This window comes from Bacillus sp. WC2503 (assembly GCF_052682895.1).
The window spans coordinates 14,608-29,950 of sequence record NZ_JBQYMD010000002.1; the positions used below are offsets into that span (position 1 = coordinate 14,608).

Below are 15,343 nucleotides of genomic sequence, written 5' to 3' on the forward strand. Positions count from 1 at the left end.
GAGCCCAATACATATTATTAAAATTAAAGTGGTTCAAGTCGGAAGGCACCTTTGGGTGTCTTTTTTTTATTTTCCTTCGACAGAATATGACAAAATAGTTGTAACCGTTTCTGTTATGATAGTTTTGGAAATCTTACATTTTACATAACTGGAGGAAACATAATGTATAAGAAATTGGGTACAATCGCTTTAACAGGAGCACTTGCTTTTAGTTTAGCTGCATGCGGATCTAACGAGAAGACTAGTAATGGAGTAGAAACAAAAGAAAAAGAGCAACCAAAACAAGAAACAAAAAAAGATAATTCAAAAGAAGGAAAAACAGAATCCGCTAAGGGTAACCGTTCTAATCCTATAGCATTTAATGAAACTGCTTCTATAGACGATGTTATTTTAAATACTGACGGTGGAGAATTTAAGAAATTCAAAGCGAAAGTTGAAGTTTCCATTTTAGAAGTTATACGTGGTGAACAAGCTTTTGGAATTCTAAAAAAAGAAAATGAATTCAACGAACCTGCTCCTGAGGGAAAAGAATGGGTATTAGTTAAAGTAAAAGGGAAAGTAGTAGATGCTGAAACACAAGATTTTGAATATTTACTGTCTGATATGAACTTTAAATTAGTATCAAAAGAAGGACAAGTATATAATCATGAACTATCCGCTGTAACACCTAACCAGTTACATCAAAAATTATACAAAGGCGCTGAAGGCGAAGGTTATATTTCACAAGTTGTAAATGCTGGTGATGACTTTACGATTCAATTTGAAACTCAGAAACAGAATAAAGTATTCTTTAAATCTAAATAATTATATAGGGAGTTAAACATGAAACGAACAGCTGAATTTGTATTAGGACTTATTGGTGGTATTTTTGGTATTATTTGTGCATTTGTTGCACTATTAATCGGTGGTATGGGAGCAGCTTTCGAAGCTGATGGTGCAAATACGATTATCGGATTAGGTTGGGGCGCTGTAGCTCTATCTGTATTAGGAATCGTTGGATCTGTTATGGTAAGAAGTAAAGCGAAAGTTGGCGGTATCATGATGACTGTTGCTGCTATCGGAGGATTTATTTGTATTTCTCTGATTTACTTATTACCAGGAGTATTATTATTAATCGGCGGATTAATGGGTATCTTCCGTAAAGATAAAGCTACTGTATCTGCATAAAATAGGCACTCGAAAGAGTGCTTTTATTTTGATTCGATAAATAAAATCTAACATCCGAGAACAATCGATTGGAGGAATGTATATGAATAAAAAAATTATTGGCAGTGTCATTGGTTTTATAGTTATAATAATCGCACTTGTATCTATGAACATGGTACAAAAAAATTCGGAAGAAACCGAAAAGCAAAAAAAGAAAGAAGCGAATAATATTGCATCTGCTGCTGCATTTTATATCGCAACGGAAACAATGGGTATGATCTCCGAGGATGTATTATCTGGATACTCAACAACCTGGTCAAACGCAATTAATAATCGTAAGGATTTCAATCTAGCTATCGCTGAAAAGAAAAAATCATTTGATAAAACAATTGATACTGTGTCCTCAACCTATATCGGCATGGAAATGAGCCTAAGAGAGTTATCTGAAGCTGCAAAAGAACAACCAGAAAAGTATAAGGAACTTTATGAAGAATATAAAAAAATGTACAGTACCATTACAGCTTTAAAAGAACAAATGGAATCACCGAGCGGGACATTAATAACGTTTAATCAAAATGCGAATGAATTACTTCAAGAATACAAAAAAACAAAAGGCAATATTGATGTTATTATCTCTGACGAAATTAAAGGGAAAATTATAAAAGTTAAAGAAGAAGTGAAAAAAAACAAATAGTATACTTAATAAAATATAGATTTGAACCATATTTTTCAATAACCAACATTACTTAAAATAATATTTGGATGGGAGTCCAATACATATTATTAAAATTAAAGTGGTTCAAGTCGGAGAAAGGCACCATGAGGTGTCTTTCTTATTATTTTTCGACAAAATACGACATTATACAGATAACTAGTTTGCTACCATTAGATTAGAAATCTTACATTTTTTCTGAAATAACTAGTATATACTGGAGGCACTCAACATGAAACGAAAATTACTTACAGCATTAGCATGTAGCGCATTATTTATTGGAATGGTTGCTTGTAGCTCAAATGAGAAGACCACAAATGAATTAAAACCTAAACAAGAAGAAAAGGTTCAGGAAAAGCCGAAAGTTCAAACCATTCAAAAGCAACCTAAAGATAGTTATGTAGTAAATGAAGATGATTTATCTAAAGCAGCACAGTCGATTGGAGAAATCCGAGATGAGCAAACTATAAATGACATGATGATACATATGTGTCTCCAAAAAATCACATTTCATGGGAATAATCTTCATGGTCCCGGTACCCGTTTTATAGGTCAATTTCAAGTGACCAAAGAAAACATTCAATACCTAAAAAACAACTTAAATGTTATCAATACTGATGATGAAAGACAAAGATATGAATCTCTTCTGAACAAATGGTACGCTGGAGATTTTGAATCTCCAGTTGAAGACTATAGTGAAATTCATTATTTACGCTCTGGAAAAAAGCAAAGTATGGAAGGATCTAAACTAGCTAAAAAAACTGATAGTGATGAAAAAGAATTTATTCTCCATTACTTTGGCCAAGAAGGATTAGATATTCATAATAAAGAGTGGAAACATGGAGAATTATGATAGCTTAACTTGATCGGCTTGGCATCCAATACATATTATTAAAATTAAGATGGTTCAAGTCGCAGGAAGGCACCTTTGGGTGTCTTTTATTGTACATAAAAAAGCCTCACCATCTTATAGAAACTTTAAGTCCTTGAAAATAAACATGAATTGCAAATATATTAATTTTATATTAGATTAAAGATTAGCGAATATTCTTAAACTAATAAAGTTCTAAATAGTAGGTGAAAAAATGGAATTTTACGATTTGGGTATTACCATTAAAGATATTAGAATTAAAAAAAATATATCACAATCTGAATTATGTCATGGAATATGTTCACAAAGTCAAATTAGCAAAATAGAAAAAGGTATGATTTATCCATCTAGCATATTGTTGTATCAATTATCTGAACGGCTTGGTATTGATCCAAATAATATATTTGCACTAACTCAAAACAAGAAATTAAAATACGTAAAAAATGTAAAATACGTAATGAGAGATTGCGCAAAGCAAAAACAATATAAAGAACTTTATGAAATAGTAAAACAAGAAAAAAAACAAAATAATTTTCAATCAAAAGAAGATAAACAATTTCTAATATGGCATGAAGCAATTGCTATATTTGAGGTAAATAGATCAACAAAAACTGCTTTAACTCTTTTAAATCATGCATTAGAACTAACTTTAACCAATTCTGATTTTTTATCAGAAAGAGAAATAGATATTATGCAGACAATGGCTATATTTTATGCAGAACACAAAGAATATGAAAAAAGTATTAATATATTAAGAAGATGTTTAACCAATTTTAATAAGTTAGATTTTCCTAGAGATAAAGAAATTAAATTAAAAATCATTTTAAATTCAGCAAAATTTTTGGACCTCACATATCAACATGAAGAGGCAATAAAATACCTTGATAAGGGCATCAAATTAGCTATTAATCTAGACACTTTATACCTACTAGGTGAACTATACTATTTAAAAAGTCAGTATTTATTAAAGATTAAACAACATAATGAAGAAGATGTTGTTAATAACATGAAAAAAGCATTATTTATATTTGAACTAAGAGAAAAAGAACATTATATACAAATGATTAAAGATGAACTTATTGAAATACAGAATAAAAAACACTCATAATTTCGTAAAAACTACTTACAAAGCCCACAGAAAAAATCCCTATAGTTTTTAAACTTAGAACTATATTATTAAAATTAAAGTCGTTCAAGTCGGAGGAAGGCACTTTGGGGTGTTTTTTCTTTGTTTCTCAATATAGGAACTTTAAGGATATGCTATTATTTAAATACAAATTCCCTTTTGTGCACTGAGATAGTAATACCCAATAAAAAAGCCCACCTATTTCCGTAGGTGGGCCTTGTCTTTATTACACAATATCAAAGTATACTCTCTTTTTCTCATAAGCTTTATGTAATTATACATATTCGTAAAATTACACTAAATAAATATTGCATATAGTAAAATATAAATCGTGGACACGTTCTATAAAGCAGATTCTTTTGAAAGACGTAACATATTGACAATTATAAAAGATGTCGCGTCACTCTAATATTGATCTCAAATCTCTTGTATTTTGTAAACTAACAATCTGGTGTATATAGACGATTCTGTTTTATAGGATGTGTTTACACGTATAACAAGGGGATAATACGGATAGATTTATACTAAATGAACGTGGTTCAGGTCGGAAGAAGGCGCCTTATGGCGTCTTTTCTTTATTTTCAAAAGGACCTGCTCAATTAATACCTAAAAACATAAGGTAATGTGAACCCATTAAAATACATGGAATGAACCCTAGTTTTACCCTCTGGCCTAAAGGAGGCACTATTGTTATGGGATATGGTGGTAGTTGTGGCGAAGGCTGCGGTTTCGCTGGAGGATTTGCTTTATTAGTTGTATTATTTATTCTATTAATCATTATCGGATGCAGTTGCTTCTGCTAAAAAAACTATTAGAAAAGGCACCCTTATCTGGGCGCCTTTTCTTTATGTATATTATTTATTATCCGATTTATCAGTTTTATTATAAACACATTTGGCTTCTCCAAAAAGACCACCTGTGTCCCATTCGCCACCATAATACGAATACTTCCTAAGTGAACCATTGTCTCGTATACTTGGATATGATTTTAGTTTATAGTCATAAACCGAAATCATAATGATAATAAATATATCCCCCCGATTAAAAGTGCCGTAGCAACGATTAATATTATTATTCCATCAGGACTATTAAGAATTTCTTTTATATGTTTTTTGCTATTTGCTTAGTTTCTCCACTTGAAAAGAGATAAACAATGGAATGGAGAATTAGTAAGAAAAATGCCGTAATTACCTCTAACATGGCTTATGTACCTCCCTAATATATGTGCACTATTAATTAACCAATAATCTCCTTATACATTATATGAGCTAGGGTACATGGAAATATAACAAATTATTTTTATAATTTAATTTGCTGATCGAAACGGCATTAATACAGGATAGTCCAAGTCGTAGGAAGGCACCTTAGGGGGTCTTTTCTTTATAAAAAAGGACTCCTAAAACGCCTTAAATTAGTAAACTTCAATATTAATCTTTTTATTAATTTGTTTTAACTTAATATATTAATTTTAAGTTAAAAATTTGTTATAATTAGTAAATAATTATATTAATTAGATGGAGAGGATACAATATTATGGGTTATAAGTTTCGTAGAATTATCCAAGTTTCCCCGGGTGTGAAAATTAACTTTACATACACAGGTACGGGAGGGAACTCCATTCCAACTGAATCAAGAATAACAACTTATATACCTGGAACTGGAATCTCGTATACACCACGAATAGCTGAGTCAAACAACTATTATATACAACGAGGGTTTCAAGGGCAAAACACTTCCTATCCCACTATGAATGAACAAGATTACAATACGGTAAGAGCATTTGAGCAGGTAAGAGAAACCAAAACTTACATTGTTACTGCTTTTCGTAAGAAGGATAATCAAGTAAACTCCGTGGGTAGAAAACTAATGAAACCACTTTCCATAATTGGAGGCGTTTTTGCGGGCCTATTCTTAATTATGATGCTTGTTATACCAGCTCTAATCCTGGCAGCCCTTTCTTTCCTATGTTATAAAAATATAAAAACACCATTTGCGGTTGTATGCCCAGAATGTGATGCTGAAAACTTATTCATTTTTGAGGAAGAGAAGATTGCTTGTCGTAAATGTGAGAGCACTCTTATAATCCAAAAATAAAAGGCTCTCAAATACACTTCCCAAAAATGAATTGTAGTATTGAATTCCAAGATGGCCCTCGAAGCTCATAATTGTTTCCATACCTCCTTGAAGGCTCCAGCTCTCTTTTTTATTTTCGTTCGACAATATATGACAATATAAAGATAGATAATTTGTTATTATATTTACGGATTTATTTACATTAGGAGGAATGAACAACTATGTTTAAAAAATTAGCAGTATTACTTATTGGAGCTCTATTATTATTTGGTTTATCCGCTTGTGACAGCGTTAAATCAATGACAAGTAATGTCACGGTTGGTAAGGTAATTGAAGAATTTAAAGCTGCAGGATTAGAAGCTGACAATCCTAGTGACCTACCAGAAAAAGAATTTGGAAATACTAGAAAAGAAGCAAAACGCATTCTTGTTCCAGCATTAGGTGAAGATAGTGGTGGTAGAATATTTGAGTTTAAAAACAAAGAAGACCTTGAAAAAGCTAAGAAATACTATGACGATTTAGGTAATGGTAATCAGATGCTATTCTCTCATACTTACGCAAAAGGTAACTTCCTTATACAAATGAATGGTGATATGGAAGATGCCCAATTTAACAAATATAAAGAAGTTATGGACAAAGTAATTAAGTAAGTTAAAGAATTCGCTTTCATTTATATAAAAACATGTTAGAATTATCTTTGGGTGGGAGTCCAATACATATTATTAAAATTAAAGTGGTTCAAGTCGGAGGAAGGCACCTTTGGGTGTCTTTTTTTCTACCTAAAACTATTTAATTGTTATATAATGATTAAATAGTTTTAGGAGGAACATAAATGAACAAAAAACTAATCATTGGCATTATCGCCGTAATAGTTGTTATCATTGCTTCCGTATCTATTTTTAAGGATTCCAAATCAGAAGATATGAAACCTAAGTATTCACAAAAAGATATGGATAAAGTTATCGATAAACACTTTAATGAACAACAAGAATTAAAAACACAAATCAAAGAGTTGAAATCTAGAGTAACTTCCTATGAAAAAGAGCAAACTAGTTCACCTCAAAAAACGACACAACCGAGTCAAGAAACACCTAAACCGCAAGAACAACCAGAACAAGAAAAGCCTAAAAGTGATCCGCCAACTACAACTGAGTATACTCTTCAACAATTAAAAGAGGCATTCCCAGTTGGCATGGAATTTAATCAATATGTAGAGAAGAAAAAAACGATGAATGTAGATCATCCTTTTAGTATTTCTCTAAAAAAGGGCAATGTTGGAAGTGTTATTCAAGCTAAAGATGGATTATTAGTAGTATGTGTTGATGGTAACAAAATATTTAACCTGAAAACATTTGGATCAACTGATGAAGTTAAAGCATATGAACAGAGCCTACGAGGAAAATAAAATGCGGTTATTAAGCCGAGGAAGGCACCTTTGGGTGTCTTTTTTTATTTTTATTCGACACAATGTGACAATATACAAATGAATCGTTTGCTACTATGAGATGAGAAATCTTACATATTGTAAATGGCATCCATTAAAACAATAAGAATTAAGGACAACTATGAAAAGAATCATTTTAACTATTATCACTGCAATGTTAGTTTTATCAGGTTGTGGGGGCCCAGAGCAAACCACTGAGAATTTGGATAGTATTGTTTCCGAAATACCGAATGATAAAGAGATTAAAAAGCACCTAAAATCCGTAACATATAAAGAAATAGAAAAATCAGATCAAAATGCTAAAAATCCATATTATTATTATGATATCGTAGTTTATCTTAACGATTCATTTGATAACTTACAACCTAAAGAACAATATGAATACTTGGTATCTATAGGTAAAATCATCAAGAAACAAAGTGGAACGCCACAAGGTAAAGATGGTGAGGGAGAATTATACTGTGGAAAAGGCGTTAAATGTGAATTGTTAAATGTTGTTTTAAAAACTGATAAACACGAATACTATGCAAACTATAATCTTCCTTACTTAATTGGGGATTGGCTTCACTTAGATGATAAAGACAAAAGTGCTGATGAGAAGAATATTATTTACGATGCAAGTGCCAAAGATGGAAAATATATCGAACCTACCAAAAATAGTACCCCATCCCCTTCAACTAGTACTTCTTCATCAGCTAATGAAGAAGTAGAAAAAATTAAGAATGCCACTGGCAGAGATTGGGTTAAATTATCATTTGATGATAAATTTATATATGTTCAAACAGTTATTGAATCAATGAAATCTGCAGGTAGGTCAGTAACGGCCGATGCATATTGGTTTATCAACGCATTAAACGCATACTATGGAGGCGGAGAAGAAGCCATCGTATCAGATAAAATAATTGATATTATGGAAATGTCTGGGTTTTCTGGTGGCGTAATCAAGTAATTTAAAAATATAGACCTGATTCATATTTCTCAATATATAAAACAATTTAACATGGTAAAATAATATTTGGATTGGCATCCGATACCATATCACGATGGTTCAAGTCGCAGGAAGGCACCTTAGGGTGTCTTTTCTTTTTTCTTAAAAGGGGATTTCCAGCACTTCGGAAAAAAAGCACGCTAAGAGTATGCAAGATATTATACAGTTTTTCGGCTAATCCCGTAACAAACGAGTACTCTAAAACCTTTTCAGGATAGGAATGTATAAAAAAATGTATAGATCCATAGAACAAAAAAAGAAGGTTCCTTTGTGAGAATAAGATTCCGTCTTTTTCCTTGCTACCGATAATGTGACGTTATGTTAACCGAGCATGAATACGATATTCATCTAACGTTTAATGTTGATTTTCATGTTAAGATTGAAGTATGTAATAACATGTCGTTACAAAAAGAACGGAGGAGATACGGTGAAAATGCATCTTCAAGAAAGTTTACATGTTCAATTGAAAAATGCAATTCGTTGTCATTATAATGAACTTACATCTAGGTGTGGTAATGACACAATATATGGATACTCCCTAATGACGGACGACTGTTTCAGTAGCGTTGGACCAGTGGCTAATAAAGAAAGACTGATTAAGGTGAATAAATCAGACCCTTTATACAACTATTATAGATATGGGGCTGTTGAGTGGAGTGAGTGGGACGATTTCGGAATGTTTGATGAAGTGAATAAAACTATTAAAAGATACCATGAAACCGTCGAAGAAGACTTTGATTTGCTAATAGATACATTGCTGAATGAATTATTAAAAGTGTTAATAGAACTTGAGTCAGAAGGATTGTTTGGTGACAGAAACGATAACCGATTTATTGACATTTGTGTAACTGATTCATCAAATGAAATCATGCTTAAATCAGCTAGACTGCTTAATACATTAAAGGTATATGAAGAATACGCTTCAGAATTTGAATAAGAATGAATATAAGTAAAACTGCTCTTTATAAAGAAGCGGTTTTTTTTTGAAAGTCAACAATTAATATTAACAGAGCCTAAAATATAAAAACTGATCATCTAAAAACAACTTCTGATAACGAGAATTATGTAAATAAGCTGTCCATATGGACAGCTTATTTTATTTTTTGCTTAGCGTATTTTTTCATTTTATGGGGTATTTTGTTTTGATGGCTTGATAGCGATGGGGTGGGATCCCTTTTTAACTTAGGGGGGATTTATGTCGTATTTAGCAATTATTAATTACATAATGCAAATGATTATTTACATTTTGTTAGTAATCATTTACAATTACAGTAATTGTAAATGAGGAAAGGGAAATTATGATGCTAGAAAACAGAGTTAGAGAATTACGAGCACGATTTAGATGGACTCAGCAAGACTTGGCTGATGCAATTGGGGTCACAAGGCAAACAATTGGATTAATAGAAAAAGGTGATTATTCTCCATCTGTCACTATGGCGTTAAAAATAGCTGCTGTATTTCAAGTTACCGTAGAAGAGGTTTTTTATTTAAAAGGAGAGGAACGATTATGATAAAACAGGTTTTAAGATCCCCACTCATAGGGGCCAGTATATTTGTGTTGATTATTGCATTTTTACTATTTTCTCTTATGAATACACAAGTCATTTTAGCTAAGTTATGTTTCGGGATTTTAGTGACGGTTACTTTTTTATGGCTCATTCTCACAAGAATTTATAACCGAAAGAATCCTCATGATAGGATCAGGTTATTTGGCTTTATACCATCTGAATTTCGTGAAATAGATGAAGGGCAGCAGTGGGTAACCTATAAGGCTTGTCGAAATGTGTATATTTACTATAGCATTGCACTTCCAGTAACGGCAGGGATTTGCTTCCTCTTTTCTCAACATAATTTTGTTCCGTTATTGTGCATTGGTTTACTAGGTGCAGGTCAATACACTGTCTATTGGTTAACTACTATTCTTATTTTAAATCGTATTTAACAAAGGGGATGAAACAATATGGTGGAGTGGGCTCAAAATGCAGGTGCATTATGGCAATATGTAGTGTTATTTCTTTTAGCTTTTGCCCCATGGATGGATGTATCAATCGTTATACCACTTGGTATCGCATGGGGGTTACAACCAATTGCAGTAGGAGTAACAGCATTTGCAGGAAATCTTATCTTGGTTCTATTACTCGGTTTTTTCTTTAAACAGTATGCCAAATGGCAAGCAGCAAGAAAACTAAAAAAAGGTATAACAACACCTTCTAAAAAAGAAACCCGATCAAGAAAAATATGGGAACGATATGGTATTCCAGGTTTGGCTCTTCTAGCTCCAATTCTCGTAGGAACTGATATTGCAGCCGTATTAGCTTTAACATTTGGATCTAACCGGACACACGTCATAAGTTGGATGACGGTCAGTCTAGCAGTATGGACAGTCATTTTTACAGTTGCTGCGATGTATGGGCTTAGCTTTTTAAATATTATTTAGGATATCATGATGATTTTAGGTAATCTAAAATCGTTCACTATCTAAAAATTATGGAGTAATAGGAATCACCATATCATTTCGGGAAAATTGTACGTTTAGACACAATTTGGACACAAATTACCCGATTCCCTGTACGTTAAGAAAACAACTATTCATTAACGGTGCTCGGATTAAATGTGTAAATCGTATATTATCAAGACTTAATTCCTATTAAAAAATTAGAAGAAGTAAATGATTAAATTTTTAAAGAATATTGGAGCTTTAAATTAATAGACCTCTATAATTTAGTAGATCATTACAAAAAAAGAAATAATAAATTCCGATTATTTATTCGATTAATTTTATTTGTAATTATGGTAAGATTTAGATAAAACTTTAGAAGGTAGTGATTTTATGAATCCATGTAGAGTTGTCGTATTAACAAAAAAGGAAATAATAAAAGATAAAAACTTGATTTTCAATGATGTTAAAGAAGTGATTAAAGAGCTTAAAAATTCCCACATTGTTACCGCGACGATTATTAATACCATAAGACAATCTTCCAACATAAACAAACAGATTGTTCAAGAACAAAAAACTGTAGTAACAGATTTAAATCTACCAAGAAATGAATTTCCCATTGATGAATTAGAATATGAAGGTAAGATTTATCCTTTTTCAAAGACACGTCTTGCTGTTAGTGAAGAAAATTCAAATGATGCATTTATTACATATATATTTGACGGTGGAAAAGAAGAATTAGATTTAGATTCATTATTTGTGGAATTCAAAGAAATTCTTAAAAGAGATAAAGAGTTCTTAGAGATCAAAGAAAGAATTTGGCCTGAAGGCTTTACGAATGAATCGGATAAAAAGAATTTTGAGGAACGAAAAGTTAAATCATAAAAGGTAAATATAAATTTTAATCTAACTTTATCTTAAAGCTACATAAACAGCTAATAGGGGTCACCATGATAGTTTGTTTTGCCCTTGCATTATCTCACGGAGAACTTGTAGTAATTACTACAGGTTCTCTTTGTTTTTCTTAAAAAAACGAAAGTAAACTTTTAGCCATTAGTTTACATTAAATTTTAAAAGGGGTATCGTCACACATCCATCAACTTAAGGTATACCACTCCACCCTAATCGCCGAGTTTGATACCATTGAGAAAGCGTCTATATCTTAAGGATAAAGGGTTTGTCTTTGTTTATTATTATGGACAGTAATTTGGAGAAATAAACGTACTCGGTGATTAGGGGATAAGAAACTATTTAAAATATTTGATACTTCGGTAATTGAGTGAATAAAAAATACGTTATAATTCTTCCTGTAAGAAGGCATGGGGTGACCTGTTTTCTTAGGTTGATGGGAATGGGGTACTGCACTATAAATGAAGAAATTCATTGTTCTCCATAACGAAAATTTGATCTTTCTACAGTTATTCAAGATAAGCGGTTCTGGTACAAATATATGAAGAAGAACCTTTTATACTTTTATAATATATTTTATTCTCGAGAGTAATTTCTAGTTTTTTACATGGTATAATTTCGTATTAGGGAAGAAGGGGTATACAAAGGTTAGTTGATAAGTTAGAAGAATTGAAATTTCACTGGTATGTTCAGAACACTATAGAAAGGGTTTTTAAGAATGGGGCAATTTCAAAGTAATTTACAAACAGCAACACAAATCGCTACGCAAATGAGGAAAGCTTCGGATACAATCCAAAGTGCCTCAAATCGTTCAATCACGAAGGCGACGGGTACGACGCTAACGATTAATTCCAAAGCACAAGAAGCGAATCAACAAGCCTTAGATTTAACACAACAATTTTGGACCGCCTTTCAACGAGAGGTCGATAATATTCATTCGGTAGCCAAAGAGTTTGAGAGAATGGATCACGAGCTTCACAACACTTTTCGCTAATGTGACCACCTTCGTAAAGATAAAACGGTAGGAGGAAGAAGATGGATCGAGATATCGAAAACCAAAGCAAACAGTTAAATCAGAAGTTACGAAATGTATTTGAAAAACAGGACCGAAATCAATCCGCGATTCAAACTCAGGAACAAGCGGAAGCAGATTTTCACGAATGGAAAAATCGAAGTAATCGCTTATTTAACCGCATTTTAGAAACTTGGCAAAGCGATAGAGAATTATCTCATTTTTTTATGAATATCCGCCAGGAAGCACAACACATTGAGCGAAAACTTACGTTCGAATTGGAAAACAAAAAAGAAACATTGCTTAAGGAAAGACGAGACCTTAATAATTTAGAAGAAGACTTATCCTACCAGCAACAACAATTAGCAAGGGGGACTAATGCATGAGTTTAAATATGTATTTGGGAGAAGTACAGAACCAAACTCAAAGCATGAACGCTGTATGTACCGCTACCATTCAAGGTATGGAACAAGCTATTCAGTCGATTGATGCTTTTGCAATTGATACTGTTCTACAAGGACAAACATATAGCAGTGCAAAATCATTTTTTGTACAAACCTTTCGTCCTTTAGCACAAGGAATCATTTACTTATGTGAAGAACTAATCCGTCAGAATGATGCCTTTCCAAGTCAATTTCAATCACAAGTAGCTTCAACAGATGTCATCGAACAAGAAATACTAGAACAAATTCGAGGGATTGACCGAATGAAAGCAAGTATGGAAGCCATCAGTCAAACCATGCCAGTTCCGGGGATGGATGCTATGGCGAATCTTTTTACTGTCATGAGGCATAAACTTCAAGAAAAGTTAAATCACCTATATGAATTTAATCAAACATCCAGTAATAACTACAGCACGGCCCTTCAACTAGCATCTAGTATTGCTACTGGTCTTGCCGAAGTTCAAAGTGGAAAAGGATTTAGTCCTGCAAGTGGCACGTTTAGTACACAAGGATTGAATATGGAGTGGACAACTTCTATCCAAGCGATTACAGAAGAAAAAAAACATCATTCTGAAGAAACCAGTATTATAGAAGAATCGTTGTTCGATAAACTTAAAGATACTGTTGAAAATAACGTAGAAGCGATGGATCAGTTGTACGAAAAATTTATTCGCCAGATAGAAAATACTCCTATTATCGGGCAATATCATAACTACAAAAAAGGGCAAAATGAAGCGGTGTTAGATGAACTTAAAGGAATATTAAACACAATTTTACATCCAATAGATAGTGTTGAGGGCGCTGTGTATGCTCTTTCTCACATCGACGAGACATTTGCTGCTGTAGAACAAGCTATTTCTGATTCGTGGGATCAAGATGTTGTAAATGGAGATTGGAATAGCAGAGCTAAATGGGTTGGAAATGTAGAGATGCAAGTTAAATTAGCAATTGCCGAATTATTTGTAGGAACAAAAGGTGCAGATAAAATTTCAACATTAGGTAAAGTATCAAAGTCAGGCAAAACCTCAAAACTTAGTGAAAGTGTAAACTTTATACAAGGTACTAAAAACGTAATAACTTTAGATAAGTATAAGCAAAGCGTTGACATGTTGAATAATATTCTAATGCCCAAAAATCAATTTGCTCTTGCCGATACCAATGCACTTAATCTAAGATCTTTTGATTACACTACTTTTAATAAAGCCAAAGATACTTTTTCACTTGCTGAAAACATAGATAGATCCAATCAATATAGTCCACGTGTATTTGATGGTGATTTAAAGAAACACGAAGATAAAGGCGGACATTTAATAGAAAAACATGTTGCAATACCTGATGAGGCATTGGCTCAACGATTAATAGATGATCAGAAAATCACTGGGTCTTCATCTTTTAATGATTTAGAAAAAGCCCAAAAAGTTGCTGATGCAGTATTAACTAATCCTCAAAATATACGTAAAATAGAAAGGTGGCTAGCTGATCCCTACAGCCCACCAACTTTAGCGTTGAGGTATAGAGGTGATGAAATTATTGGTCGATCTATATTAAGAACATCTGAAGATGTTTTAGAGGTAACGAACGCTAAAATTGTCTTAAAAAAAGATGGAGAAGGAAGTTATATTAGAACAGGATTCCCCATAAGATAGAAATTTAGGAGGCTATTTATGAATGATAAAGATTATATTTATGAAGAATTAAGTGATTTTTTAGATGGAACATTCCATCAAGATATGGGAACACCAGAAAAAGCCTTACACGAATTTATAGAAGAAGCCCACAAGGTTTGTATAGAAAATACTATAAATTACATAACTGCATTTTTAAACAGTGATCTATCCACGGAAAAAAAAGAAGAATTCATTGAATATTATACAGACATTTATTTTCCTGCTTTAAAACTGGCTCCCCTAGAATGGCTTGAACAAACAAGTGAAACGTTAAAACAAGCATTAAAAAATACTTAGTAAAAATCGACCGCCCATAGTAGGCGGTCTTTTCTTCGTCTTAATTTACATTCACATACGCATGGCTAACTGTAATATGGAACGTACTTCCCTTCCAGTTTTGTACTTTATATTTTATATATTGAGGCGAACCGTTAATGTCAACTTGGGCGTCGATAGTAAATCCAGGGCCTACGTCAACAATGCCAGCTATACTAGGGGGACCTCTTAACGTACAG

General features: G+C 32.6%; 19 protein-coding genes and 1 pseudogene. 19 read left to right on the forward strand and 1 reads right to left on the reverse strand.

Features of this window, described 5'->3' with window-relative positions; all coding sequences use genetic code 11:
- Positions 1-162: 162 nt before the first annotated feature.
- The 6 genes from ACUN26_RS27360 (at position 163) to ACUN26_RS27385 (ending at position 4,658) form a co-directional block, all read left to right on the forward strand.
- Complete coding sequence (locus ACUN26_RS27360; protein ID WP_000277060.1) at positions 163-804, forward strand: hypothetical protein; 642 nt, start codon at positions 163-165, stop codon at positions 802-804.
- An 18-nt stretch (positions 805-822) separates the two neighbouring features.
- Complete coding sequence (locus tag ACUN26_RS27365) at positions 823-1,167, forward strand: DUF4064 domain-containing protein (protein ID WP_000831285.1); 345 nt, start codon at positions 823-825, stop codon at positions 1,165-1,167.
- A gap of 82 nt (positions 1,168-1,249) precedes the next feature.
- Positions 1,250-1,840 (forward strand): hypothetical protein, encoded by a 591-nt coding sequence (locus tag ACUN26_RS27370; protein WP_001034980.1) that lies wholly within the window; start codon positions 1,250-1,252, stop codon positions 1,838-1,840.
- Between the two features lie 250 nt (positions 1,841-2,090).
- Positions 2,091-2,711, forward strand: a complete 621-nt coding sequence (locus ACUN26_RS27375; RefSeq protein WP_000823713.1) for a DUF6241 domain-containing protein — start codon at positions 2,091-2,093, stop codon at positions 2,709-2,711.
- A gap of 232 nt (positions 2,712-2,943) precedes the next feature.
- Entirely contained in the window at positions 2,944-3,837 is an 894-nt protein-coding gene (locus ACUN26_RS27380) for a helix-turn-helix domain-containing protein (RefSeq protein ID WP_000397862.1), read from the forward strand.
- A gap of 710 nt (positions 3,838-4,547) precedes the next feature.
- A complete protein-coding gene (locus ACUN26_RS27385) occupies positions 4,548-4,658 on the forward strand; it encodes a YjcZ family sporulation protein (protein WP_000540371.1) in 111 nt (36 codons plus the stop codon).
- Positions 4,659-4,867: 209 nt separating this feature from the next.
- On the opposite strand, the pseudogene ACUN26_RS27390 reads toward ACUN26_RS27385, so the two are convergent.
- Positions 4,868-5,055 (reverse strand): annotated as a pseudogene (locus ACUN26_RS27390) (hypothetical protein).
- Positions 5,056-5,388: 333 nt separating this feature from the next.
- On the opposite strand from ACUN26_RS27390, the gene ACUN26_RS27395 reads away from it, so the two are divergent.
- From ACUN26_RS27395 to ACUN26_RS27455, 13 genes are all read left to right on the forward strand, one after another.
- Positions 5,389-5,949 (forward strand): DUF4236 domain-containing protein, encoded by a 561-nt coding sequence (locus ACUN26_RS27395; protein WP_000540765.1) that lies wholly within the window; start codon positions 5,389-5,391, stop codon positions 5,947-5,949.
- Between the two features lie 200 nt (positions 5,950-6,149).
- Positions 6,150-6,578, forward strand: coding sequence for a hypothetical protein (locus ACUN26_RS27400; protein ID WP_000473626.1), 429 nt, complete (start codon positions 6,150-6,152; stop codon positions 6,576-6,578).
- A 182-nt stretch (positions 6,579-6,760) separates the two neighbouring features.
- Positions 6,761-7,333: a hypothetical protein gene (locus tag ACUN26_RS27405; RefSeq protein ID WP_001035530.1), complete on the forward strand. Its 573-nt coding sequence runs from the start codon at positions 6,761-6,763 to the stop codon at positions 7,331-7,333.
- Between the two features lie 160 nt (positions 7,334-7,493).
- Positions 7,494-8,321 (forward strand): hypothetical protein, encoded by an 828-nt coding sequence (locus tag ACUN26_RS27410; protein ID WP_000821262.1) that lies wholly within the window; start codon positions 7,494-7,496, stop codon positions 8,319-8,321.
- 472 nt (positions 8,322-8,793) lie between these two features.
- Complete coding sequence (locus ACUN26_RS27415; protein WP_000550610.1) at positions 8,794-9,297, forward strand: DUF4303 domain-containing protein; 504 nt, start codon at positions 8,794-8,796, stop codon at positions 9,295-9,297.
- Between the two features lie 361 nt (positions 9,298-9,658).
- Complete coding sequence (locus ACUN26_RS27420; RefSeq protein WP_000979036.1) at positions 9,659-9,871, forward strand: helix-turn-helix transcriptional regulator; 213 nt, start codon at positions 9,659-9,661, stop codon at positions 9,869-9,871.
- On the forward strand, positions 9,868-10,302 hold the full coding sequence (locus tag ACUN26_RS27425; RefSeq protein ID WP_000595646.1) for a hypothetical protein: 435 nt from the start codon (positions 9,868-9,870) through the stop codon (positions 10,300-10,302). The genes ACUN26_RS27420 and ACUN26_RS27425 overlap by 4 nt, the downstream gene beginning before the upstream one ends.
- An 18-nt stretch (positions 10,303-10,320) precedes the next feature.
- Complete coding sequence (locus ACUN26_RS27430) at positions 10,321-10,797, forward strand: small multi-drug export protein (RefSeq protein WP_000230641.1); 477 nt, start codon at positions 10,321-10,323, stop codon at positions 10,795-10,797.
- Positions 10,798-11,190: 393 nt separating this feature from the next.
- Positions 11,191-11,682, forward strand: a complete 492-nt coding sequence (locus ACUN26_RS27435) for a hypothetical protein (protein WP_001067533.1) — start codon at positions 11,191-11,193, stop codon at positions 11,680-11,682.
- A gap of 742 nt (positions 11,683-12,424) precedes the next feature.
- Positions 12,425-12,700 (forward strand): TIGR04197 family type VII secretion effector, encoded by a 276-nt coding sequence (locus ACUN26_RS27440; RefSeq protein ID WP_000529675.1) that lies wholly within the window; start codon positions 12,425-12,427, stop codon positions 12,698-12,700.
- A 41-nt stretch (positions 12,701-12,741) separates the two neighbouring features.
- Complete coding sequence (locus ACUN26_RS27445; RefSeq protein WP_000373350.1) at positions 12,742-13,104, forward strand: DUF3958 family protein; 363 nt, start codon at positions 12,742-12,744, stop codon at positions 13,102-13,104.
- Positions 13,101-14,807, forward strand: a complete 1,707-nt coding sequence (locus tag ACUN26_RS27450; protein WP_000056066.1) for an RNase A-like domain-containing protein — start codon at positions 13,101-13,103, stop codon at positions 14,805-14,807. The genes ACUN26_RS27445 and ACUN26_RS27450 overlap by 4 nt, the downstream gene beginning before the upstream one ends.
- 18 nt (positions 14,808-14,825) lie before the next feature.
- The gene (locus ACUN26_RS27455; protein ID WP_000998175.1) at positions 14,826-15,125 is read left to right on the forward strand and encodes a contact-dependent growth inhibition system immunity protein; all 300 of its coding nucleotides are present in this window, start codon (positions 14,826-14,828) and stop codon (positions 15,123-15,125) included.
- Positions 15,126-15,343 lie beyond the last annotated feature (218 nt).